Genomic DNA, 19522 nt, shown 5'->3' on the forward strand with positions numbered 1-19522 from the left:
ACCGAATGGAAGTTCTATCTCGTGTAGAATTTTCGCTGGTGCCCACTCCGGCGCCAATCACTAGATTCACGCACCGTAAGCGACGGGACCACCATGACCACCAACGGCAGCGGGAGGCCATCCGTGCCCTCCGTCTCCGGGGCCACCCCGGGGCCGTGGTTGGCGATCCTGCGCACGTGCCTGCTGGCCACCGCGGCCCTCGTGGCGGTGCTCGCCGTCGTCGCCGGCTTCGTGGCCGGAACGCCGGCGGCCGCGGCCAGCGCCGCCCTGGGCGGTCTGCTCGTTGCGGTGTTCTTCGGCATCAGCCTGCTGATCGGCCACCTCGTCGGCCGGCGCAACCCCTCGGCCGCGCTCGGCGCCTTCCTGGCCGGGTACGTCGTCAAGGTACTTGGCTTCGGTGTCCTCGCCTTCGGGTTCGGGCGTCCCGAGTGGCTGGACACGCGGTGGTTCTTCGTGGCCGCCGTCGCGTCCGTGGTGGTGTGGCAGGCCGCCGAGCTGCGCGCCTTCTCGAAGCTGCGCCTGCGCCTCTACGGCGACCCCACCGACGGCAGCGGCCCCATTGACGGGCCTGGGACGCAGGGGGGAGGCCCCCGTGGGCACTGAAAACACCGAGGGCCCGCGCGCCGCCGGAATGACCTGGCGGCGGGCCGTTACCACCTATGTCCTTGGCGGGATCCTCGCCTGGGGTTTGATAGGGTGGGGGTTGGACTTCCTGTTGCATACCCGCTGGATCTGGATCGTCGGCGCCGTTTTGGGCGCGGGCGGAGGGTATTACCTGGCCCGCCTCCACCGAGACGACCGCGCCCCCGGGCGCGGCGCGGAGGAAAAATCGTGACAGCCCAAAAACTTCATTTGGGGGACAGCCGCGCCGCGGCGGACCACCCACCATGCCCAATGACGGACACCTGCAGAGAGGAAACGCGTTGATCGCGCTTGCGCTTCCGGCGGAAACTGAAAATGGCAGCTTTGAGGCCCCCGGTCTAGAAGATCTGCACCTGCCCAACATCATTCCCTGGATGGGGGAGGGCGCGGGCTTCAACAAGCAGATGCTGCTGGTCCTGCTGTCCGTCGTGCTGATCTCCTGGTTCTTCGTTGCGGCCGCGCGCCGCGGGAAGATGGTTCCGGGCAAGTTCCAGTTCTTGGGCGAGTGGGGCTACGGCTTCGTCCGCAACTCCGTCGGCAAGGACGTCATCGGCGAACGGGACTTCAAGCCCTTCGTGCCGCTGCTGGTCTCCCTCTTCTTCTTCATCCTGGTGAACAACTTCTTCGGCTCGATCCCGCTGATCCAGCTGCCGACCACCTCGCACGTCGGCACCGCCTACGCCTTGGCCGGCATCGTGTACGTCTTCTGGATCGGCCTCGGCCTCAAGAAGCACGGCCTGCGCTACTTCAAGGTCGCCACCGTGCCCTCCGGCGTGCCGAAGGCGATCCTGCCGCTGATCATCCTGATCGAGATCATCTCCACCTTCCTGGTCCGCCCGATCACGCACAGCCTCCGTCTCTTCGCGACCATGCTGTCGGGCCACCTGATCATCGCCCTTTCCGCCGCCGGCACCGCCTACCTCTTCCTTGACGCTGACGGGCCGCTGAAGGCGCTGGGCGTGCTGACCTTCGCGGGCGGCGTCGGGATGTACCTGTTCGAAGTCATGATCCAGGTCCTGCAGGCCTACGTGTTCGTCCTGCTGACCGCGATCTACATCCAAGGCTCCCTGGCCGAGGACCACTAGACCATCCCCTCGCGGGGATCGATGCAAAACCAGCAACCTGTCGCGGGCCAGTAAGGCGCACGGCATCTTGAAAGGAAAACAATGGAAGTTCACGGCTCTCTCAACCTCATCGGCTACGGTCTGTCCGCCATCGGTGGTGGTATCGGTGTGGGTCTCGTCTTCGCCGCCTACATCAACGGTGTTGCCCGCCAGCCGGAGGCCCAGCGCGTCCTGCAGCCGATCGCCTTCCTGGGCCTGGCCCTGACCGAGGCCCTCGCCATCCTCGGCCTGGTGTTCGCCTTCGTTATCGGCGCCTAAGGGCACCCCTTCCATAACGCAGGCTCTGGTTATAGAAAGACGGGTGAAATATGAACAACGCAGTTATCCTCGCAGCTGAAGCAGCCAACCCGCTGATTCCCAACGTGTGGGAAATCGTGGTGACGGTCGTCGGCTTCGCCATCCTGCTGTTCATCGTCAACAAGTTTGTCGTTCCGGCATTCGAGAAGACCTATGAAGAGCGTTCGGCAGCCATCGAAGGCGGCATCGCCAAGGCCGAGGCCGCACAGGCCGAGGCCAATGCCGCACTGGAGTCGTACAAGCAGCAGCTGACCGACGCCCGCACCGAGGCAAACCGCATCCGTGAGGAAGCGCGCGCCGAAGGTGCACAGATCCTGGCCGACCTCAAGGTGAAGGCGGCGGCCGAGTCCGCGCGCATCACCGAGCAGGCCCACGTCCAGATCGAGGCGGAGCGCCAGGCGGCCGTTGCGTCCCTGCGCAACGAGGTCGGTACCCTGGCCACCGCGCTGGCCGGCAAGATCGTTGGCGAGTCCCTCGCCGACGACGCCCGCTCCGCACGTGTGGTGGACCGCTTCCTGTCCGACCTCGAGTCCCAGCAGAGCGCAGGTGCATCGAACTAATGGCAGGTGTATCGAGCGAGTCATTGTCCGCGGCGCAGGCCGCGCTGGAGGCCAAGCTGCCGACGGCGACCCTGTCCCTGGCGGAGGACCTCTTTGGCATCCTTGGCATTCTGGACGGCAACCCCGGACTGCTCCGCGCCCTGACTGATCCGGCTCGCGAGGGCAAGGACAAGGCTGCGCTGGTTTCGCAGCTCCTGGCGGGAAAGGTCTCGGCCAACGCCGTGGCCATCGCCGCCGGCCTTGCTTCCGCCCGCTGGGGCTCGGCACGTGACATTGTGGACGCACTGGAGACCCTGGCCGCCTCGGTGGCGATTGCCGTCGCCGAGAACCAGGGGCTCGGCCCCGCAGGCCTCGAGGCCCTTGAAGCGGACCTTTTCCGGTTCAATCAAGTGGTCGGGTCCAACCACGAGCTGCAGCGCGCACTCGACGATTCGCGGGCGACCGCCGAGGCGCGCAGCGCCCTGGCACTGAACGTCGTCCCCGGGATCGGCGAAGTCGCCCGCCTGCTGGTGGCCCAGGCTGTTGCCGCCCCGCGCGGCCTCAAGCCGGTGGCACTGGTGCAGCGCTTCCTGGAGCTTGTTGCCAAGCGGCAGCAGCGGTGGATTGCACAGGTCAGCGTCACCCGTCCGCTGACGGCGGAGCAGCTCCACCGCCTGCAGGCCGGCCTGGACAACCTCTACGGGCGCAAGCTGAAGATCAATGTCACCGTCGACCCGACACTAGTTGGTGGCGTCCGCGTGGCCGTGGGGGACGAGGTTGTTGACGCAACCGCCGCCACCCGCCTCGCGGAACTCCGCCGGAGGCTGGCAGGCTAGGACCCTTCGGGGTCCTGGCCTGGCGCCCGAGAACAGACATCACACCCCGGTCGTCGCTGCGAAACAAGGCGATGATCACAATTTAGGAGAGCAGGGACTGCAGATGGCCGAATTGACCATCAACGCCGATGACGTCCGCAATGCCTTGAACGAATTCGCGGCGTCCTATGAACCGGGCACCGCGGAGCGCGTCGAGGTCGGCCACGTCACAACGGCTGGCGACGGCATCGCCAAGGTGGAGGGTCTTCCCTCCGTCATGGCCAACGAGCTGATTCGCTTCGAAGACGGCACCCTGGGCCTGGCCCAGAACCTCGACACCCGCGAGATCGGCGTCGTCGTGCTTGGCGACTTCACCGGCATCGAAGAAGGCCAGGAAGTCTACCGCACCGGGGAGATCCTCTCCGTGCCGGTCGGCGACGCCTTCCTCGGCCGCGTGGTCGACCCGCTGGGCCAGCCCATCGACGACCTCGGCGCCATCGAGGCCGAAGGCCGCCGCGCCCTGGAGCTCCAGGCTCCGGGCGTCACCCAGCGCAAGTCGGTCCACGAGCCGCTGCAGACCGGCCTCAAGGCCATCGACGCGATGATCCCGATCGGCCGTGGCCAGCGCCAGCTGATCATTGGCGACCGCCAGACCGGCAAGACCGCCATCGCGGTGGACACGATCATCAACCAGAAGGCCAACTGGGCCACGGGCGATGTCACCAAGCAGGTCCGCTGCATCTACGTCGCGATCGGCCAGAAGGCCTCCACCATCGCGGCCGTGCGCCAGACCCTCGAGGACAACGGCGCGCTGGAGTACACCACCATCGTGGCCTCCCCGGCGTCCGACTCCGCGGGCTTCAAGTACCTGGCCCCGTACGCCGGCTCGGCGATCGGCCAGCACTGGATGTACGGCGGCAAGCACGTCCTCATCGTGTTCGATGACCTGTCCAAGCAGGCCGAGGCCTACCGTGCGGTGTCCCTGCTGCTTCGCCGTCCGCCGGGACGCGAAGCCTACCCGGGCGACGTGTTCTACCTGCACTCCCGCCTCCTGGAGCGTTGTGCCAAGCTCTCCGACGAGCTCGGCGCCGGCTCGATGACCGGCCTGCCGATCATCGAGACCAAGGCCAACGACGTCTCGGCCTACATCCCGACCAACGTCATCTCCATCACCGACGGACAGATCTTCCTGCAGTCGGACCTGTTCAACGCCAACCAGCGTCCGGCCGTCGACGTGGGCATCTCGGTGTCCCGCGTTGGTGGTGCCGCGCAGGTCAAGGCCATGAAGAAGGTCTCCGGCACGCTGAAGCTCGAGCTGGCCCAGTACCGCGACATGCAGGCCTTCGCCATGTTCGCCTCGGACCTGGACGCCGCCTCCAAGCAGCAGCTGACCCGCGGCGCGCGCCTGATGGAACTGCTCAAGCAGGGCCAGTACGCACCGTTCCCGGTCGAGGAGCAGGTTGTCTCCGTCTGGGCCGGCACCAACGGCTACCTGGACGACGTCCCGGTCGAGGACGTCCGCCGCTTCGAGGCGGAATTCCTGGACTACCTGCGCCACCGCACCCAGGTCCTGACCACGCTGGCCCAGACCAACGTGCTCGAAGACTCCACGGTGGACGCGCTCAAGAGCGGCATCGCCGACTTCAAGCAGGGCTTCTTCGGCGTGGGCGACAGCCAGCTCGTCGCCGCGGGCCACGAGGAGTTCTCGGCACTGGGCGAAGAGAACGTCGACCAGGAAAAGATCGTCAAGCAGAAGCGCTGACCCCCATCCGCAACGCGGTGCCGGCCCTGGCCGGCACCGCGTCCAGCGGATAAGGAAAGGAAAAACATGGGAGCCCAGATCCGGGTCTACCGCCAGAAGATCTCCTCGACGACGTCGATGCGCAAGATCTTCAAGGCGATGGAACTGATCGCCACTTCCCGCATCGGCAAGGCGCGTAGCCGCGTCGCGGCGTCCGCGCCGTATGCCAATGCGATCACCCGTGCCGTTTCTGCCGTGTCGTCCCAGTCCGAGATCGACCACCCGCTGACGACCGAGCCGGAGCAGATCCGCCGCTCGGCCGTCCTGGTGATGACCTCGGACCGCGGCCTTGCCGGTTCCTACTCCGCCAGCGTGCTTAAGCAGGCGGAGCAGCTCGTCGAACTCCTTCACGAAGAAGGCAAGGAAGTCAAGGTCTACCTGAGCGGCCGCAAGGCCCAGGCGTACTTCGACTTCCGCTCGCGCGAGTACGCGAAGGTTTGGACCGGGGGCACCGACAACCCCGAGTTCTCCGTCGCGAAGGAAATCGGGGAGGCCCTGCTCGAGGACTTCAGCACCGCCTACGAGGACGGGGGAGTCGACGAGATCCACGTCGTCTACACCCAGTTCAAGTCGATGGTCGTGCAGGAACCCACCGTGATCCGCCTGCTGCCGCTCGAGGTGGTTGAGGAAGAGGTCACCGACCAAGCCGAACTGCTGCCGCTCTACGAATACGAGCCGGAGCCCGAACAGGTGCTGAACGCGCTGCTGCCGCGCTACATCGAGTCCCGCATCTTCGCGGCGCTCCTGCAGGCTGCCGCGTCCGAACTGGCCGCACGCCAGCGCGCGATGAAGTCCGCGGGAGACAATGCCAGCGAGTTGATCAAGAAGTACACGCGACTTCGCAACAACGCGCGCCAGGCGGAGATCACCCAGGAACTCACCGAGATCGTCGGCGGCGCCGACGCCCTCAGCGCGTCCTAGCCAACCGAGCACAACGCAACCCACGCTATAAACACAAGCGAAGTGAGAGACATGACTGCCCAACTGAATGAGCAGGGAACCGCTGCCGCGGCGGCCGGTGCCATCGGCCGCATCGCGCGCGTCATCGGCCCGGTCGTCGACGTCGAATTCCCGGCGGACGCCATTCCCGCGATTTACAACGCCCTCACCACCGAGGTCACGCTCAACGGTGAGACCAAGACCATCACGTTCGAGACCGCCCTGCACCTGGGCAACAACCTCGTGCGCGCCATCTCCCTCCAGGCGACCGACGGCCTCGTGCGCGGCACCCAGGTGCGCGACACCGGCGCCTCGATCTCCGTCCCGGTCGGCGACGGCGTCAAGGGCCACATCTTCAACGTCCTCGGCAAGCCGCTGGACGTCGAGGAGTCCGAGCTCCAGGTGACCGAGCGCTGGCCGATCCACCGCAAGGCCCCGCACTTCGCGACGCTGGAAGGCTCCACCGAGATGCTGGAGACCGGCATCAAGGTGATCGACCTGCTGACCCCGTACATCAAGGGCGGCAAGATCGGCCTCTTTGGCGGCGCCGGCGTCGGCAAGACCGTGCTGATCCAGGAAATGATCACCCGCGTCGCGCGCAACTTCGGCGGCACCTCGGTGTTCGCCGGCGTCGGCGAGCGTACCCGCGAGGGCAACGACCTCTGGGTCGAAATGGAAGAGGCCGGCGTCCTGAAGGACACCGCGCTCGTGTTCGGCCAGATGGACGAGCCGCCGGGAACGCGTCTGCGCGTGGCCCTGTCCGCGCTGACCATGGCGGAGTACTTCCGCGATGTGCAGAACCAGGACGTGCTGCTCTTCATCGACAACATCTTCCGCTTCACCCAGGCCGGTTCCGAGGTCTCCACGCTGCTGGGCCGCATGCCCTCCGCCGTGGGCTACCAGCCGAACCTGGCCGACGAGATGGGCCTCCTGCAGGAGCGCATCACCTCGACGAAGGGTCACTCGATCACCTCCATGCAGGCGATCTACGTCCCCGCCGACGACTACACCGACCCGGCTCCGGCGACGACCTTCGCCCACCTGGACGCGACCACGGAACTTTCCCGTGAAATCGCTTCCCGTGGCCTGTATCCGGCCGTGGATCCGCTGACCTCCACCTCGCGCATCCTCGACCCGCAGTACGTCGGCCAGGACCACTACGACACCGCCGTGCGCGTCAAGCAGATCCTCCAGAAGAACAAGGAACTGCAGGACATCATCGCCATCCTCGGTGTCGACGAACTGTCCGAAGAGGACAAGATCGTCGTGGCCCGCGCCCGCCGCATCCAGCAGTTCCTGTCCCAGAACACCTACACCGCCAAGCAGTTCACCGGTGTCGAGGGCTCGACCGTGTCCATCAAGGACACCATCGAGGGCTTCAAGGCGATCTGCGACGGCGACCTCGACCACATCGCGGAGCAGGCGTTCTTCAACGTCGGCGGCCTCGACGACGTCGAGCGCCAGTGGGCCAAGATCCAGGAATCGACCAAGTAGCCATGGCTGAGCTCGAAGTCGAGATCGTTGCGGCGGACCACTTCGTGTGGTCCGGCGCGGCGAGCAAGGTCAACGCACGCACCAGCGACGGCGAGATCGGCGTCCTGCCGGGCCACAGCCCGGTGCTGGCCGTCCTTGCCGCCGGTGAGCTGTCGATCGAACCGGTCGAGGGCTCTCGCTTCACGCTCCAGGCGGACGGCGGTTTCTTCTCCGTCGACAAGGACCGGGTCGTGATCGTCGCCGACAACGCCAAGCTGGACGACACCGTCACGGCAGGGAACCGCTAGTCCCGCCTTGAACGAGGTCGGCATCCCCCTAATCGTCCTGGCCGCGGCGCTGCTGCTGGTCCTGGCGATACTGGCTGCCATGGGGGTGCGCCGCATTTCATTGCGGCATGCCCTGGGCACCTTCGACGCCTCCATCTCCACCGCGGGCAAGCGGTGGACGATGGGGGTTTGTCGTTATGCGGACCACGAGCTGGAGTTCCTGCGGCTGTTCTCGGTGTCCCCGGTCCCGGCACGGCGCTTCCTGCGCAGTTCGCTGGAGATGCGCGGCTGGCGGGCGCCGGAGGAGGACGAGATCCGGCGCGTGCCTCCGGGCAGCGTGGTGGTCATGCTCGGCTACCGGGACGAGACCGTCCTGCTGGCCATGGACTACGGCGCCTACACCGGACTGAGCTCCTGGCTGGAGGCCGGCCCCGTGGCCGGCATCGGCATCTGGCGCTGAGCCCGCACGGACCCGCAGCGGTTCCGTCACCGCGCCCCAGATGCGCAAGGGGCCGCATCCCGTACGGGATGCGGCCCCTTTTCCGTGCCGCGGCTGCGGCCGGATCTGACGAACTAGAGCGCGGTGACGCCAGTGGCCTGCGGCCCCTTGGCGCCCTGGCCGATCTCGAACTCCACCCGCTGGTTTTCCTCGAGCGTGCGGAAGCCGTTGGACTGGATCTCCGAGTAGTGGACGAAGACGTCGCCTTCGGCTCCGTCGGGGGTGATGAAGCCGAATCCCTTTTCGGCGTTGAACCACTTCACGGTGCCCTGAGCCATATGTTTCTCCTCCGGTCTGGACGATACGTCCGGCGCACCGTGCGCCGGACGGGCGGTGCCCAAGTGAGAAGAACTGCCCCCATTTGTGGAGCGGCGACTTCACACCCGCAACCTGCTTTGCGGGTATTACAATCACCAACACAAAGACTGAGAACAGCATCACACAGGGGTGTGTGCAGGTCAACGACCTTTTTCCGAAATGGCGGAATGTAACGCGGAATTCATCCGGCGTCATGGAAACGCGGGCAATGTTTCTTTGCGGTGGCCCGCCGTTGGATGGCTTGTGGTGTTACGCGCCCAGCTCCACGCCGCGGCGGTAGACCGCGCGCAGGCGCAGGTCGGGGGAGAGCACCAGCAGGTCGGCCCGGAAGCCCACGTGCAGCGCGCCCACCTCGTCCGCCAGTCCCAGCACGGTGGCCGGGACAGACGTGGCGGAGACCAGGGCCTCGGCCAGCGGCACGCCGGCGTCCACCGTGGAGCGCAGGACCTCCAGCAGAGTGGCGGTTCCCCCGGCAAGGCGGCCATCCGCGCCCAGCCGGGCCTGCCCGTCGCGGACCACCACGTCCGCCGGTCCCAGCCGGTAGTCGCCGTCGGGCAGGCCCGTGGCGGCCATCGAATCGGTGACCAGGGCAATCGCCCCGGCCCCCACCAGCGCGAAGACCGCACGGACGGTGGCCGGGTCCAGGTGGTGGCCGTCGGCGATGAGTTCGACGACGGCCCCGCCGGTGGCCGCCGCCTCCAGGCTGGCGGTGACGGAGCCGGGGCGGCGGTGGTGCGGCGGCGTCATCGCGTTGTACAGGTGGGTCACGGTGGGCCGCTCGGTGAAGCCGTCGAAGCCGGCGGACGCGAGCTCCTCGCGGGCCAGCCGCAGCGAGGCCGCGGTGGTCTCGGCGTCGGCGTCGGTGTGGCCGATGGAGGGAATGACGCCGTGCTGGGCCAGTTGCTCCACCAGCCCGTCGGCGTCGGGCAGCTCGGGCGCGTAGGTCATGGTGCGCAGCTGGCCGCGGGCGACGGCGACCAGCTCGTCCACGAAGTCGGGGTCGGGATCGGTGAGGAAGGAGGGGTCCTGCGCTCCGCAGCGGGCGGCGGCCAGGAACGGCCCCTCGGCGTGGATACCCTCGATCAGGCCGTCCTCGGCGAGCGCGGCCAGCGTGTCGGCCGCCTCCAGCATGGCATCGGGGGCGGCGGAGACCAGGCTCGCCAGCAGCGTGGTGGTGCCGGCCCGGTGCAGGAAGTCCACCGCGCGGCGCACGGCCTCCGGGTCCGCGGACGGGAAGTCCCCGCCGGCGGCGCCGTGGCAGTGGAGGTCCACCAGGCCGGGCAGCAGCAGCGAACCGGCCGGCACGTCCACGCCCGCGTAGCTGCCGGCGTCGGGCTGTTCGGCGAACTCCGCGGCGGGTCCGGCAAATGCTATCCGGTCCCCGTCGAAGGCCACCGCGCCATCCTCGATGCTGCGGTCGTCGCTGATCAGGTGGCCGCGGATGACCAGGCGGCCGGAAGCTTCGCTGGTAGTCATGCCCCCATCATAGGCATCGCGCCACCCGAAACGGGCGGTAAGCGCGGGGCAGCCGGGTTCCCTCCCGTGGCGACGAAGTCGACACGGGAGGGCCTGCCCCGCGTGCTAGAACAGGCGGGCGTCGCTGTCGTCGACGCCGCGCATCGCGTCGTAGTCCAGCAGCAGGCACTGAATGCCGCGGTCGGTGGCCAGGGTGCGCGCTTGCGGCTTGATCTGCTGGGCGGCGAAGACGCCGCGGACCGGGGCCAGCAGCGGATCGCGGTTCATCAGCTCCAGGTAGCGGGTGAGCTGCTCGACGCCGTCGATGTCGCCGCGCCGCTTCAGCTCCACCGCCACGGTCCCGCCGGACGCGTCGCGGGCCAGGATGTCCACCGGGCCGATCGGGGTCATGTATTCGCGGCGCACCAGCGTGAACCCCGCCCCGAGCAGGGTGATCTGCTCGGCGAGCAGGCGCTGCAGGTCCGCCTCGACGCCGTCCTTGATCAGGCCAGGGTCGATGCCCAGCTCGTGGCGGGTGTCGTGCAGGGTCTCGTGGATGCGGATGACCAGCCGGTCGTCGGACTTGGCGTGCTGGACGTGCCACACGTCCTCGACGCCGGCCTCGCGTTCGTCCTCGTCGGGAGCGAGCGCGCGCATCGACGCGGGCGGGCTCATCCAGTTGAGCGGCTTGTAGGAGCCGCCGTCGGAATGGACAAGGACGGACCCGTCGGCCTTGACCATCAGCAGGCGGGTCGCCAGCGGCAGGTGGGCACGCAGGCGGCCTTCGTAGTCGACGGAGCACCGGGCAATCACTAAACGCACGGGAGTCCACTGTACCGGCATCGGCGGGCGGGTGCGGCACAATGGAGGGCATGCCCCGTTCCAACCGCCCCCGCCGCCAGGCCGCCGGAGGGCGTTCCGCCGCCCGCGGAAAGCGGGCCGCCAGCGGAGCGGACGACGCCGGAAGCGGCCTCGAGCGGGCCAGGTTCGGGATCGACGAACTGCAGGAGGCCCCCGACGGGGCCTGGCACGTGCGCCGGATCTCACCGACCAACGCGGCCAAGACGTACACCTGCCCGGGCTGCCGGCACCAGATCGCGCCGGGGGTGGAGCACGTCGTCGCCTGGCGCGCCGACGCGTGGTTCGGGGAGGACCGCGCGGCCGCTGAGCGCCGCCACTGGCACGCCCACTGCTGGCGCACGCGCAGCCACCGCTACCTCTAGCACCGCTGGAACCCCAAGCCGGTGGAATCCCGCCGGTAGAATCGCCCGGTGACCCAGACCGCCTCCAGCGCTGCCCCCCTCAACGCCGTCCCTCTCGGCGCCGCGCCTCTCGGCGCCGGCACCGTCCGCGGCGCCACCGTCCTTCCTGCGGTGCGCCGCGACATCGTGCTGCGCACCGCCGACGGGCTGCGGCTGGTCGGGGAACTGGCGCTTCCGGCCGACCGCGAGCCCGCGGCCACGCTGGTGACGTGCCACCCGCTGCCCTCCGGCGGAGGGTCCATGGACTCCCACGTGTTCAGGAAGGCGTCCTTCCGGCTGCCGGCGCTGGCAGGACTGGCGGTGCTGCGCTTCAACACCCGCGGCACCGAATCCCCGCGCGGGCGCAGCGAGGGGACGTTCCAGAAGGGCATCGGGGAGCGCTTCGATGTCGAGGCCGCGGTGGATTTCGCGCTGGCGCAGGGCCTTCCGGCGCCGTGGCTGGTGGGCTGGTCCTTCGGCACCGACCTGGCGCTGAAGTACGGGGCGGTGGAACCGCTGGCCTCGCGCACCGCGGGGGCCGTGCTGCTGTCCCCGCCGCTGCACCGTGCCGGCGACGCCGACCTGGACGCCTGGGGGACTTCCGGCAAGCCGCTGACGGTGCTGGTCCCGGAGCACGACGACTTCCTGCGCCCGGCCGAGGCCGCGCAGCGCTTCGCCCGGGTCCCGCAGGCCCGCCTGGTTCCCGTGCAGGGCGCCAAGCACCTGTGGGTGGGGGAGAGGTACGCCGCCGCGGCGCTGGACGGGATCGTCGAGGCGGTGCTGGGCATCGCGGGGACCGGGGATCCCTAAGCAGCAAACCTGGGCGCGGAACCGCTATCGGCGGTCCTGCCGGGAGATGAAGACCTCCTTGAGCAGCAGCATCGCCGCGGCGGCCAGCGGGATCGCCATGAGCGCCCCCGCGATGCCCATCAGCGCGCCGCCGCCGATCACCGCGATCACCGCCACCGCGCCGGGCACGGCGACGGCGCGCTGCATGATGCGCGGGGAGATGAAGTAGGCCTCGAACTGCAGGTACCCGAAGTACAGCACCGCGTAGGTGACGCCGGTCTGCCAGCCCACGGTCAGCGCGATCAGGGAGACCAGGATGCCGGCGATCAGGGCGCCCACCAGCGGCACGAACGCGAGGATCGCGACCACCAGGGCCAGCAGGATGCTGAACGGCACCCCCAGGATGCTCATGATGATGAACGAGTAGGTGCCGTTCAGGAAGGCCACCGCGGCCTGGCCCATCACGTAGTTGCCCACGCTGTTGGTGATCTGTTCCGAGAGCGCCTGGACGCGGGCGCGGCTCGAGCGCGGGGCCAGCCGGTAGGCCCAGGCCTTCATCCCCGGCAGCGAGGCCAGGAAGTACACGGCCAGCACCAGCACGGTCAGCGTCCCGAACAGGGTTTGGGCGATCACCGTCCCGGCGCCGATCACCCCGCCGAACAGCCCGCCCACCGCGCCGCTGTCCGCGAAGAACTTGTTGACCTCTTCCGTGACGCGGTCCCGGATCTGGAACTGTGCGTCGATGGTCCGGAAGAACTCGGAGGCCATGAAGTCCTCGACGAAGTCGGGGGCCTTCTCCACGAACTGCCCCGTCTGGGACACGAGGGTGGGAATCAGGACACCGAAGAACGCCGCGGCGCCACCGGCCAGCAGCGCCATCGCCGCCAGCACCCCCAGGGGGCGGGGCACGTTCCGGCCCTCGGCCCAGCGGACCAGCGGGTCCAGCCCCAGCGCGATGAACAGCGCGACGGCGATCCAAATCATCAACTGGCCGACGTTCGTCAGGATGAAGTACCCCAACAGCGCCAGGCCCACCCCCACGGCCCCCAGGAACCCGGTGGCGATGGGGTGGCTGGACCACGAGGTGAAGCTTGCCGCTTCCTCCGGGCCACCGTCCTCGGGTTCGGGCGGGACGGCATACCGCGACCGGCGTCCGAGCGGCGCCAGGGCCGCCACCAGCCGGCGGAACCGGCCGGGAAGCGGTTCCGCGGCGGCAGGCACTGCGGGCTCGGCCGGCTGGACCGGCGGCAGCTCGGACAAAGGGGCTTCCGGCCCGTTCCCGCCGGCGGCAGGCCCGGGCTCCGTACCGGCCCCGTTCCCGGCGGAATCGGCTGGTGGCGGCTGTCCCTGGTCGTCGTTCGTCACCCTTCCGAGCCTACCCCCGCCCGCGGGGGCGGCCGTGGTCCCGGACACGCTCGGGAACCGAGGCCTTGTCCGATTCGTTACCCTTGAGTTGTGGGCCGTCCGCCGCCATGAGTGGAGTCCGGCCGCCCCGGGACTGGAACAGACCCCGAATCCGACCCAGCCGTGAGGTGTATTGTGCGATTGCTGATATCCGTGTTGTCCATCCTGCTTGGTGCAGTGGCCCTTGTGGTCGGCATCGGGCAGAAGACCTTCTGGGCGCCACCGGAGATCGCCACGGCAACGCTGGCCGTCCCCCTCGAGGGCGCCCCCGTGACGGTGGTCGGACCCGGCGTGGCTTCCGTGCCCGGTTCACCGGCCGACATTGCCATCGACGCGGACGGCGAGTTCACGCTGTCCCTGGGCAGGTCGGCCGACGTCGACGCCTGGGTCGGCAACGCCGCCCACAACACCATTTCCGGAGTGGACGCCGAACAGGGAACCCTGGTCGCGGCACACACCGCAGGCGACGCCACGGTTCCGAACCCCCAGGATTCCGACCTGTGGGTGGCCACGCAAAGCGCCGAAGGGCACCTGGTGCACCAGTGGACCGAGCCGGCCGAGGGCGACTGGTCCCTGCTGATCGCCGCTGACGGCACCCAGCCCGCGCCCACCGCGGTCACCGTCTCCTGGCCCAACGACGCCAGCACCCCCTTCGCCGTTCCGCTGATGATCGTCGGCGCCCTGCTGCTCATCTTCGGCATCGCCCTCGCGTTCGGCATGCGCCGCGGCGGCGGGGGATCCCGGCCGGGCGGCCGCCGCTCCGTGGGAGGCACCCCGGCCGGCGGCCGCGGCTTCGAGGAGGCCGCGTTCGGCGGCGCTCCCACCGGCCCCATCGGCACGGTGGGCGGCAAGCCCGCGAGCGACGCTCCCACCGGCCTCATCGACACGGTCGGCGGGAAGCCCTCCGGCGAGGCTCCCACCGGTCCCATCGGCACGGTCGGCGGGAAGCCCTCCGGCGAGGAGCCTGAGGGCCGCGGCGAACCGCCCGTCGTCCGCCGCGCCGCCACCCGGATCGCCGCCGTCGCCGCGGCCGCCGCCCTGGCCGTGCTGCCGGCGGTGCCGGCACAGGCGCAGCTGCAGGCAACCCCCACGCCGTCGCCGTCCTCCGGACCGGCCAGCGAGTCCGCGGCTCCCGAGGACTCCTACCCGGTGCTGCTGCAGCCCCAGCTGGAACGCATCCTTGAATCGGTGGTGGGCGCCGTGGAAGAGGGGGACAAGTCCAAGGACGCCGGCAAGCTCGAGGACCGCGTGGGCGGCAACGCCCTGGAACTGCGCAAGGCGAACTACGCGCTGCAGGCCAAGGGCGCCGACATTGAGGCGCCGGTGCCGTTGGCCGCTTCCCCGGTCCGTTCGGCCGCCGTCACCACCACCACCGAGTGGCCCCGCACCGCCATGGCCGTGACGTGGGTCAAGGACGCCAAGGTGCCGCAGGTCCTGGTCCTGCGGCAGGACTCGGCCCGCGACAACTACAAGCTGGTCTCCGGCCCGTCGGCCCTGCCCGGCTCCTCCTTCCCCGGCATCGCCGTCGGCGACACCTCGGTGCGCACCCTCCCGTTGGACGCCGAACTCTCCCATACCCCCAAGGACGCCGTGCAGGCCGTGGCGGACTACCTGAGCGACGCCAATTCGGACGCCAAGGACAAGGTCCAGGACAACGTCTTCATCTCCTCCATGCACAAGGCGCAGGACGACCTGAAGGAAGCCAACAAGAACGCGAACATCAAGTTCTCGCGCAGCGTGGACGAGAAGCAGACCGTTGCCCTGTCCACCCCCGACGGCGGCGCCCTGGTCACCGCCTACGTGACCAGCACGGTCACCAGCACCCCGAAGGAGGAGGGCGGAACCATCCAGCTCGACGTGCTGAGCCACGCTTCCGCCGGGGAGGGTTCCACCGACAAGGGAGTGGACGTGGTCTACGGGGAGCCGATGGTCCTCTACGTTCCCGCCAGCGGCAGCCAGGACAAGATTTCCATGCTTGCCGCGGACGACGTCTTCCTCTCCGCCAAGGTGAAGTAGCCGCGCCGGCCGGGCGCGGCGGGGGCGCGCCGACGACGGGGCCCGGCGACGCGGCGGCATAGAGTAGGACCATGACCACCACGCCCGAACCCGCAGCGCCCGCCTCCCGGGGCGCAGTCGACCTGTCCGCCTTCGGCCATGCCGCACCCGCTCCGGGCCCTGCGGCCGCGCCCGCTCCGGCTGCCGCCCCGGGCGGCGCCCAGCCCCCGGCCGGTTCCTGGTCCCGCGCCGTGGGCCAGCAGGACTTCGCCGACCTGATGCAACTGTCCTCTCGCGTCCCGGTCGTCGTTTCCCTGGGCAGCGCCCGGCTTCCGGCATCCGCCGAGATCGACGCCGTGCTGGCCGCCGCCGTCGACGCCCAGGCCGGACGCCTGGTCCTGGCGACCGTGGACACCGACCGCGAGCCGGCGATTGCCCAGGCCTTCCGCATCCAGCAGGTCCCCGCCGTCGTCGCCCTGCTCAACGGCCAGCCCGTGCCGATGTTCCAGGGAGTGGCCGCGCCGGAGGAGATCCGCGCGCTGCTGGAGGAACTGCTCCAGCTGGGCGTGCAGCACGGCGTGGCCGGCACCGTTCCGCCCTTCGGCGAGGGCGCGGAGGAGCCGGCCCTGCCGCCGCTGCACCAGAAGGCGATCGAGGCCATCGACGCCGGCGACTTCGAGGCCGCCGCGGCCGCCTACCGCCAGGCGCTCGCGGAGAAGCCCAACGACGCCGACGCGCAGACCGGCCTGAGCCAGGTCGGCCTGCTGCAGCGCACCGCCGACCTGGACCTGCAGGCCGTGCGCCAGGCCGCCGCCGACCAGCCGGACGGGCTCGCCGAACAGCTCGCGGTCGCCGACCTCGACGTCGCGGGCGGGCACGTGGAGGACGCCTTCGCCCGCCTGGTCGCCTTCATCGGCCGCCATGCCGGCGAGGAGCGCGAGGCGGCCCGCGAGCGCCTGGTGGAGCTCTACGCCGTGGTCGGCGTCCAGGATCCCCGCGTCGTCAAGTCCCGCCAGGCCCTGGCCCGCGTCTTGTTCTAGCGGTCCGCTTCCGGCCTCCCGGGTACTCCCCGGGAGGGAGTCGCGGGCGCGGATTCCTCACTTCGGATGACGCGGGGACGTCCTGCCCGCTGCTAGCGTCGGTGCCATGACCACGCCATCGAGCACACCGCCGGCCACGCCGCCCACCACGCCCCCTGCCGCGCCCGCGATCGCGATCCGCGGCCTCGGCAAGCGCTTCGCGGACAAGGTTGCCGTCAACGGCATTTCCCTGGACGTGCCCGCGGGGTCCTTCTACGGTCTGGTCGGCCCCAACGGTGCCGGCAAGACGACGGCCCTGTCCATGGCCACGGGCCTGTTGCGCCCCGACGCCGGCCAGGTCTGGGTGCACGGCACCGACGTGTGGGCCGACCCGCTCCACGCCAAGGCGCTGATGGGTGTCCTGGCCGACGGCGTGCGCCTGTTCGACCGGCTCACCGGACGCCAGCTGGTCACCTACGCGGGCCTGCTGCGCGGCATGGACCGGGACACGGTGGCCGCCCGCGCCGAGGACCTGCTGCGCGTGCTCGGGCTCGAGGAGTCGGCCGGCAAGCTGGTCGTCGACTATTCGGCCGGCATGACCAAGAAGATCGCCCTCGCCACCGCCCTGATCCATGCCCCGCGCGTGCTGGTGCTGGACGAGCCGTTCGAGGCCGTGGACCCCGTCTCCGCCGCGAACATCCGCGAGATCCTCGCCGACTACGTGGCCCACGGCGGAACCGTGGTGGTCTCCAGCCACGTGATGGACCTGGTCCAGCGCATGTGCTCCCACGTGGCCGTGATCGCCGGGGGAAACCTGCTGGCGGCGGGCACCGTGGACGACGTCCGCGACGGCGGGAGCCTCGAGGACCGTTTCGTCGAACTCGTCGGCGGCCGCTCCAACACCGAGGGGCTGTCGTGGTTGCACACCTCCTGAAGCTCAAGGCCACCCTGCTGCGCAACGGTTTCCGGCGCAGCCCCTGGCAGCTGGTCGGCGTGGTCGCCGGCGGCCTCTACGGATTGTTCGTGGTCGCGATGCTCTGCGTCGGGCTCTTCTACCTCGGCGGCACCGAGCCCGGGTTCGCCGCCACCATCCTGGTGCTGGCCGTCTCCGCCGCCGTGCTGGGCTGGGCGCTGATCCCCGTCCTGGCCACCGGCGTGGACCTGACCCTGGACCCCGCCCGCTTCACCACGTTCACGGTCAGGCCTTGGGAACTGGTAGCAGGGCTGCTGCTCAGCGGCTTCATCGGCATCCCGGGTCTGGTGACGCTGCTCCTCTTCGTGGGCCAGGCGCTGGCGTGGCGCCAGGTCCCGGCCGCGGCGGTCCTGGCCGTGCCCTGCGGCGTGCTGGCCGCGGTCCTGTGCCTGGCGCTGGCCCGGCTGACCACGACGGCGGCCGCGGCCCTGACCTCCAGCCGCCGCTTCCGCGACGTGGCGGGCGTGCTGCTGATCGTGCCGCTGATCATGCTCGGTCCCGTCTTCAGCCTCATCTCGGAAGGGTTCGACGATGCCATGGCGTGGCTGCCGCGCGTGGCGGCCGGGCTGGGCTGGACGCCGCTGGGCTCCTTCGCAGCCGTGCCCGCGGACGTGGCGGCCGGGGCTTGGGGCACGGCCGCCGCACGCTTTGCGCTGTCGCTGGCGTACCTGGCCGCCGTCGTCGTGCTCTGGAAGCGCGCCCTGGAGCAGGCGCTGGAGACCCCGCCGCAGGGCCCCCGCGGCGGCAAGGCCACGGAGGGCCTGGGCACGTTCGCCCGCTTCCCCGCCACGCCATGGGGCGCCGTGGCGGCCCGCTGCCTGCTCTACTGGCGCCGGGATCCACGCTACGCCGTGTCGATCCTGATCGTCCCGCTGCTGCCGGTGATGATGTGGATCGGTTCCTCGCAGGCCGGAAGCCCGGCGATCATGCTCTGGCTCGGACCGATCGTGGCGATCCTGCTGGCCTTCAGCATCTCCGCCGACATCTCCTACGACAGCACGGCTTTCGCGCTGCACGCCACCAGCGGCGTCCGCGGGGTGCACGACCGGCTCGGCCGGATGGTGGCCTGCGCCGTGTTTGCGCTGCCGGTCGTCCTGGCAGCTGTGGTGCTGCCGCTGGTGCTGCTGGGCGAGGCCCGCCTGCTGCCGGGCGTGCTGGGGCTCTCGCTCGGCGCCCTGGCCAGCGGCTTCGGGGTCTCCTCCGTGGCCTCGGCCCGCTACACCTACGCCGTCCCGCAGCCGGGGGACAGCCCGTTCAAGAACCCGCCCGGCGCCGGGATGCGGATGGTGATCGTGCAGTTGGCGACCATGACGGTGATGGGCCTGCTGCTGCTGCCGCCGCTCGCGCTGCTGGTCGCGCAGCTGATGACCGGGAACGCCGCCTTCGGCTGGGCGGGACTGGTCGTGGGTCCGGCGCTGGGTGCCGTGCTGCTGGTGGCCGGGCTGCGGCTGGGCGGGCGCTGGTACGATGCCCGGGTCCCGGAGCTGATGCAGGCCACAGTCCTGAACAAGTAACCGGTAGCGTCCACCGCCCTCCCGCCCCTCGCTTCGCTCGCGGCGGGGCCCTCGGCCGGTAGACTGGGACGCATGAGCCTTCCCCCGGATCCCTTCAACGACCCGCGCGACCCGAACTCCACCGGTGGCGGCACCGCCACGATCGAGCGCCAGGAAGAGCGCCAACTGATCGAACCCGGGGATGCGGAACGCTTCGCGCACTACGTGCGCAAGGAGAAGATCATGGAGTCGGCGCTGACCGGCGAACCCGTGATCGCGCTCTGCGGCAAGGTCTGGGTTCCCGGGCGCGACCCGAACAAGTTCCCGGTCTGCCCCGACTGCAAGGCCATCTACGAGGGCCTGCGCACCGGGGGCGGCGGGGGCAAGGACGACGGCGGCAAGTAGCCGGCCGTGTCGAT

General features: G+C 69.8%; 22 protein-coding genes. 18 read left to right on the forward strand and 4 right to left on the reverse strand.

The window, feature by feature from the left end:
- Positions 1 to 93 precede the first annotated feature (93 nt).
- The 11 genes from ABD912_RS10360 (at position 94) to ABD912_RS10410 (ending at position 8377) form a co-directional block, all read left to right on the forward strand.
- On the forward strand, positions 94 to 603 hold the full coding sequence (locus ABD912_RS10360) for a hypothetical protein (protein ID WP_345150573.1): 510 nt from the start codon (positions 94 to 96) through the stop codon (positions 601 to 603).
- Positions 593 to 835 (forward strand): hypothetical protein, encoded by a 243-nt coding sequence (locus ABD912_RS10365; RefSeq protein ID WP_345150574.1) that lies wholly within the window; start codon positions 593 to 595, stop codon positions 833 to 835. The genes ABD912_RS10360 and ABD912_RS10365 overlap by 11 nt, the downstream gene beginning before the upstream one ends.
- A gap of 88 nt (positions 836 to 923) precedes the next feature.
- A complete protein-coding gene (gene atpB, locus ABD912_RS10370) occupies positions 924 to 1727 on the forward strand; it encodes a F0F1 ATP synthase subunit A (RefSeq protein ID WP_345150575.1) in 804 nt (267 codons plus the stop codon).
- A gap of 81 nt (positions 1728 to 1808) precedes the next feature.
- Positions 1809 to 2024, forward strand: a complete 216-nt coding sequence (locus tag ABD912_RS10375) for an ATP synthase F0 subunit C (RefSeq protein WP_345150576.1) — start codon at positions 1809 to 1811, stop codon at positions 2022 to 2024.
- A 50-nt stretch (positions 2025 to 2074) separates the two neighbouring features.
- Positions 2075 to 2623, forward strand: a complete 549-nt coding sequence (locus tag ABD912_RS10380; protein ID WP_345150577.1) for a F0F1 ATP synthase subunit B — start codon at positions 2075 to 2077, stop codon at positions 2621 to 2623.
- Positions 2623 to 3438 (forward strand): F0F1 ATP synthase subunit delta, encoded by an 816-nt coding sequence (locus ABD912_RS10385; RefSeq protein WP_345150579.1) that lies wholly within the window; start codon positions 2623 to 2625, stop codon positions 3436 to 3438. Before ABD912_RS10380 ends, ABD912_RS10385 begins: the two co-directional genes overlap by 1 nt.
- Positions 3439 to 3541: 103 nt before the next feature.
- Complete coding sequence (gene atpA / locus ABD912_RS10390; protein WP_345150581.1) at positions 3542 to 5179, forward strand: F0F1 ATP synthase subunit alpha; 1638 nt, start codon at positions 3542 to 3544, stop codon at positions 5177 to 5179.
- A gap of 66 nt (positions 5180 to 5245) precedes the next feature.
- Positions 5246 to 6139, forward strand: a complete 894-nt coding sequence (locus ABD912_RS10395; RefSeq protein WP_345150583.1) for a F0F1 ATP synthase subunit gamma — start codon at positions 5246 to 5248, stop codon at positions 6137 to 6139.
- Between the two features lie 51 nt (positions 6140 to 6190).
- Positions 6191 to 7651, forward strand: a complete 1461-nt coding sequence (gene atpD, locus ABD912_RS10400) for a F0F1 ATP synthase subunit beta (RefSeq protein ID WP_345150584.1) — start codon at positions 6191 to 6193, stop codon at positions 7649 to 7651.
- A gap of 2 nt (positions 7652 to 7653) precedes the next feature.
- Complete coding sequence (locus ABD912_RS10405) at positions 7654 to 7938, forward strand: F0F1 ATP synthase subunit epsilon (protein WP_149957769.1); 285 nt, start codon at positions 7654 to 7656, stop codon at positions 7936 to 7938.
- A 7-nt stretch (positions 7939 to 7945) separates the two neighbouring features.
- Positions 7946 to 8377: a DUF2550 domain-containing protein gene (locus ABD912_RS10410; RefSeq protein WP_345150587.1), complete on the forward strand. Its 432-nt coding sequence runs from the start codon at positions 7946 to 7948 to the stop codon at positions 8375 to 8377.
- A 113-nt stretch (positions 8378 to 8490) separates the two neighbouring features.
- On the opposite strand, the gene ABD912_RS10415 is transcribed toward ABD912_RS10410, so the two are convergent.
- From ABD912_RS10415 to nucS, 3 genes are all read right to left on the reverse strand, one after another.
- A complete protein-coding gene (locus tag ABD912_RS10415; protein WP_345150589.1) occupies positions 8491 to 8694 on the reverse strand; it encodes a cold-shock protein in 204 nt (67 codons plus the stop codon).
- Positions 8695 to 8983: 289 nt separating this feature from the next.
- On the reverse strand, positions 8984 to 10210 hold the full coding sequence (locus ABD912_RS10420) for an N-acetylglucosamine-6-phosphate deacetylase (protein WP_345150591.1): 1227 nt from the start codon (positions 10208 to 10210) through the stop codon (positions 8984 to 8986).
- A gap of 105 nt (positions 10211 to 10315) precedes the next feature.
- Positions 10316 to 11011, reverse strand: a complete 696-nt coding sequence (gene nucS / locus ABD912_RS10425; RefSeq protein WP_345150592.1) for an endonuclease NucS — start codon at positions 11009 to 11011, stop codon at positions 10316 to 10318.
- A 50-nt stretch (positions 11012 to 11061) separates the two neighbouring features.
- On the opposite strand from nucS, the gene ABD912_RS10430 reads away from it, so the two are divergent.
- Positions 11062 to 11412, forward strand: coding sequence for a hypothetical protein (locus ABD912_RS10430; protein WP_345150593.1), 351 nt, complete (start codon positions 11062 to 11064; stop codon positions 11410 to 11412).
- A gap of 48 nt (positions 11413 to 11460) precedes the next feature.
- Positions 11461 to 12240 carry an alpha/beta hydrolase gene (locus tag ABD912_RS10435; protein ID WP_345150594.1) on the forward strand — a complete coding sequence of 260 codons (780 nt, stop codon included), beginning with the start codon at positions 11461 to 11463 and terminating at the stop codon, positions 12238 to 12240.
- Positions 12241 to 12264: 24 nt separating this feature from the next.
- Here the strand turns inward: ABD912_RS10435 and ABD912_RS10440 are convergent, their stop codons facing one another.
- Positions 12265 to 13479 carry an AI-2E family transporter gene (locus tag ABD912_RS10440; RefSeq protein ID WP_345150596.1) on the reverse strand — a complete coding sequence of 405 codons (1215 nt, stop codon included), beginning with the start codon at positions 13477 to 13479 and terminating at the stop codon, positions 12265 to 12267.
- A 279-nt stretch (positions 13480 to 13758) separates the two neighbouring features.
- Here ABD912_RS10440 and ABD912_RS10445 point away from each other — a divergent pair, with 279 nt between their 5' ends.
- From ABD912_RS10445 to ABD912_RS10465, 5 genes are all read left to right on the forward strand, one after another.
- Positions 13759 to 15639 (forward strand): hypothetical protein, encoded by a 1881-nt coding sequence (locus ABD912_RS10445; RefSeq protein ID WP_345150597.1) that lies wholly within the window; start codon positions 13759 to 13761, stop codon positions 15637 to 15639.
- 71 nt (positions 15640 to 15710) lie between these two features.
- Positions 15711 to 16658, forward strand: a complete 948-nt coding sequence (locus ABD912_RS10450; protein ID WP_345150598.1) for a co-chaperone YbbN — start codon at positions 15711 to 15713, stop codon at positions 16656 to 16658.
- A 106-nt stretch (positions 16659 to 16764) separates the two neighbouring features.
- A complete protein-coding gene (locus ABD912_RS10455) occupies positions 16765 to 17571 on the forward strand; it encodes an ABC transporter ATP-binding protein (RefSeq protein WP_345150599.1) in 807 nt (268 codons plus the stop codon).
- Entirely contained in the window at positions 17553 to 19124 is a 1572-nt protein-coding gene (locus ABD912_RS10460) for a transporter (RefSeq protein WP_345150601.1), read from the forward strand. The genes ABD912_RS10455 and ABD912_RS10460 overlap by 19 nt, the downstream gene beginning before the upstream one ends.
- Before the next feature lie 72 nt (positions 19125 to 19196).
- A complete protein-coding gene (locus ABD912_RS10465; protein WP_345150602.1) occupies positions 19197 to 19508 on the forward strand; it encodes a DUF3039 domain-containing protein in 312 nt (103 codons plus the stop codon).
- The last annotated feature ends 14 nt before the right edge of the window (positions 19509 to 19522 follow it).

It is taken from the genome of Arthrobacter ginkgonis, from assembly GCF_039540195.1.
Taxonomy (GTDB): Bacteria; Actinomycetota; Actinomycetes; order Actinomycetales; family Micrococcaceae; genus Zafaria; species Zafaria ginkgonis.

Excerpts from the sequence above, each read along its gene's own strand:
- ABD912_RS10360 (WP_345150573.1), top strand. The coding sequence starts at position 94 with ATGACCACCAACGGCAGCGGGAGGCCATCCGTGCCCTCCGTCTCCGGG.
- ABD912_RS10375 (WP_345150576.1), top strand. The coding sequence starts at position 1,809 with ATGGAAGTTCACGGCTCTCTCAACCTCATCGGCTACGGTCTGTCCGCC.
- ABD912_RS10380 (WP_345150577.1), top strand. The coding sequence starts at position 2,075 with ATGAACAACGCAGTTATCCTCGCAGCTGAAGCAGCCAACCCGCTGATT.
- ABD912_RS10385 (WP_345150579.1), top strand. The coding sequence starts at position 2,623 with ATGGCAGGTGTATCGAGCGAGTCATTGTCCGCGGCGCAGGCCGCGCTG.
- atpA (WP_345150581.1), top strand. The coding sequence starts at position 3,542 with ATGGCCGAATTGACCATCAACGCCGATGACGTCCGCAATGCCTTGAAC.
- ABD912_RS10395 (WP_345150583.1), top strand. The coding sequence starts at position 5,246 with ATGGGAGCCCAGATCCGGGTCTACCGCCAGAAGATCTCCTCGACGACG.
- atpD (WP_345150584.1), top strand. The coding sequence starts at position 6,191 with ATGACTGCCCAACTGAATGAGCAGGGAACCGCTGCCGCGGCGGCCGGT.
- ABD912_RS10405 (WP_149957769.1), top strand. The coding sequence starts at position 7,654 with ATGGCTGAGCTCGAAGTCGAGATCGTTGCGGCGGACCACTTCGTGTGG.
- ABD912_RS10415 (WP_345150589.1), bottom strand. The coding sequence starts at position 8,694 with ATGGCTCAGGGCACCGTGAAGTGGTTCAACGCCGAAAAGGGATTCGGC.
- ABD912_RS10420 (WP_345150591.1), bottom strand. The coding sequence starts at position 10,210 with ATGACTACCAGCGAAGCTTCCGGCCGCCTGGTCATCCGCGGCCACCTG.
- ABD912_RS10430 (WP_345150593.1), top strand. The coding sequence starts at position 11,062 with ATGCCCCGTTCCAACCGCCCCCGCCGCCAGGCCGCCGGAGGGCGTTCC.
- ABD912_RS10450 (WP_345150598.1), top strand. The coding sequence starts at position 15,711 with ATGACCACCACGCCCGAACCCGCAGCGCCCGCCTCCCGGGGCGCAGTC.
- ABD912_RS10455 (WP_345150599.1), top strand. The coding sequence starts at position 16,765 with ATGACCACGCCATCGAGCACACCGCCGGCCACGCCGCCCACCACGCCC.
- ABD912_RS10465 (WP_345150602.1), top strand. The coding sequence starts at position 19,197 with ATGAGCCTTCCCCCGGATCCCTTCAACGACCCGCGCGACCCGAACTCC.